This is a genomic window from Clostridium sp. CX1, from assembly GCF_025398335.1.
Lineage (GTDB): Bacteria > Bacillota > Clostridia > Clostridiales > Clostridiaceae > Clostridium_AM > Clostridium_AM tanneri.
This window is the reverse complement of the sequence record NZ_JAODOO010000046.1, coordinates 1-2,662: the sequence shown is the minus strand read 5'-3', so window position 1 is coordinate 2,662 and position 2,662 is coordinate 1. Positions and strand designations below refer to the sequence as shown.

Here is a 2,662-nt window from a genome sequence, read left to right as displayed (position 1 = left end):
TTATAGTATCTTGAATTCAATAGGAATAGGTAAGACTTTGAAATTATCTCTGCCTTTTCCCCACCTCCACACAGTGCTTGCAGCTTTCACCGCACACTGCGTTCCATCAATATCAACTTATTTCTTTAAATCACACAATTTCCAACTTTTAAACGAAGCTTATTCAGTTTTTCCAAGCCTTCTTTATCTAATTTTAGCTTTTCTTTATATTCTTTAACAGTTTTATCTGCAATAGCATGAATCAGTTTATGTACATCTGATAATACAAAAGTTAGATTATTATATTCATCACTTCCGCCTAATGATTTAGGTTTCTTATGATGAGCCTCCATTTCTCCTATTTTTAAGGTCTCACCTGTTACACTACATTTACCATATTGTGCTACGTATAAAGAAATTCTGTTATCATTATATTCTGAACTCTGCCCATTTACTGGGTTTCTCATGATATATTGTAGTATAGCTTTGTTAATTCCCTTTAGGTTTTCATGGATTTTCTTTCTTCCTTCTTCTGTATAATTACAAATTCCATTTACATGATGCAGTGCATCTTTCGTACTAATTCCTCCTATTGGAAATAAAGCTACTTTTGCGATATAAATGGTTTTATACTTATATTTTCCATAATATTTTAGATATGCTTTGCTTTTTAATCCTGTTTCACTTCGTATTTTCTTTGTTCTATTATATAGGGTCTTACTAACTAAGAAAGCTATTTCATAAAAAGCAAGGCTTACTTGTGTTGCATTTCTATAATAGTTATGCATTCCTAATATTGATGCATTATATTTATTTACCTCATCGGTTTTAGTATTTTTCTGTATTGCCTTAATTTTTTCTTTTATTTTATTTATGATTTTCTTTCGAGCTTTGTCGCTAACACGGCTAGTAGCAACCTTTTTATACCCTTTATTTATTACTTTCATTTTAAAACCTAGGAAGTTAGAGTAATTTTTTCTTAAGTTTACAACCTCTGATTTTTCAGAATTTATTTCTAGTCCTAATCTTTCTTTTAACCACTTCTTTACTGCCATTAAAGCCTTCTGTGCTGTTTTGTGGTTTCTGCAAAATATTTTAAGATCATCTGCATATCTTACTATAAACATCTCTTTTAGATTAGTGTTTTTCATAGCTCGGTATTTATTACGACTTGAGTAGTTGTGTTCTGTCATAAAACTTTCCCATTGGCTGCTTACCCACCAATCTAACTCATTTAGGACTATATTGGAAAGTAATGGTGATATAATGCCACCTTGAACGGTTCCCTTTTCTGGTATTCCTATACCTGTAACCTCTGCTTTTAAGGCTTTGGATATTATACTTAGGAGGTTTTTATCCTGTATTCCCATTGTCCACATTTGCTTTAACAGTTTTTCATGATTCACATTATCGAAAAATGCTTTTATGTCAATATCTACAGCGTAATGCAATTTAGCTATGTTTATCAGCTTCATTGCTCTCGCAATAGCATGTTCTGTACTTCGATTTGCTCTGAATCCATAACTGTGTTTGTAAAATTTAGCTTCGCATATTGGTTCTAATACCTGTTTAATACACTGTTGAATCAATCTATCTTCAATTGTGGAAATCCCCAGTGGCCTTATTCCTCCACTTTCCTTTTCTATCTCTACACGTCTTATTGCTTGAGGTTCATAATTATTTAGTCTATTTCTAACGTACTCTACCAGTTCTTCGGGATTACTATTTCCAATTTCAATGATTGTATTTTTGTTAATTCCTGCTGTCTTACTTCCCTTATTCTTTTTGATATTTCTGTATGACAGTAATATATTTTCTTCTGTCATGACTATATCCATTAGGTTTTTAAATTTATAGCCTTTTAAACTCTTGGTATAAATATCATCATAAATTGCTTGATTATTGTAGTATTCATTATTTCTTAGTTTTTGCTTCTTTTTATGCTTCATTTTCTCGGTTGTCATTAGTCAGCTAATCACTCCAGTTGTAACTTTTGTTTTCGCTTCTCTTAGTCTTACTCGAACCTAATAATTATTGTGTGTTTAAATTTTACTGTTAATATTGACTTGTGGCTATCCCTCCGCTGGCTTTCGCCAGTTTCAACGGTACTATGCCACTACTTTCACTGATGTTAAGATAAGTTATAGCTTTAGCCTTTCCTTATCGCCACTTCACAGGGAATAAGCCCTCCATGTCATCAGCTTACCACGTTCCAATAGTTTTATCTTTTCATATATCCTTAAGTGTTTCCTTTGAGCCTGTTCACTTGATTCTACCTGTAATAGAATAGAGACTTTCATAACTACCAATCTTACTTGTCTCCATGAACCCCGCACTTTCGGCGGTCATAGCATTTCTACTATGCACTGTTCTAGACCCTTACCTTCGGAAATTAGTCAATCCTTTTACGGATATTCTCACCATAGATATTTTATAGACTCCCGACCTATCATACACTCAACCACCTCTGGTTCGCTTTTCCTGGAGCTATCGCTCCTTAGGGTGCACTCTCAGCCGACTTCACCGAGCTTATAACCATTCCTTTCTTATTTAAGGAATCGCTATTCGGAGTATTAGAGAAAGCCCTTCAAGGCGTTACCCTCTCATTTGACTTTTCAAACTATTAGTTCTCTTAACTTTTTGAGTTAATGGCTAACCTTTTAAGTTAGCAACGTGTCGCACA

At 33.5% G+C, this 2,662-nt stretch carries 1 protein-coding gene; it reads right to left on the bottom strand.

Going from position 1 to position 2,662, the window contains the following annotated elements; all coding sequences use genetic code 11:
- Nucleotides 1-125 precede the first annotated feature (125 nt).
- A complete protein-coding gene (ltrA, locus tag N4T77_RS20025; protein ID WP_261673629.1) occupies nt 126-1,928 on the bottom strand; it encodes a group II intron reverse transcriptase/maturase in 1,803 nt (600 codons plus the stop codon).
- Between the last annotated feature and the right edge of the window lie 734 nt (nt 1,929-2,662).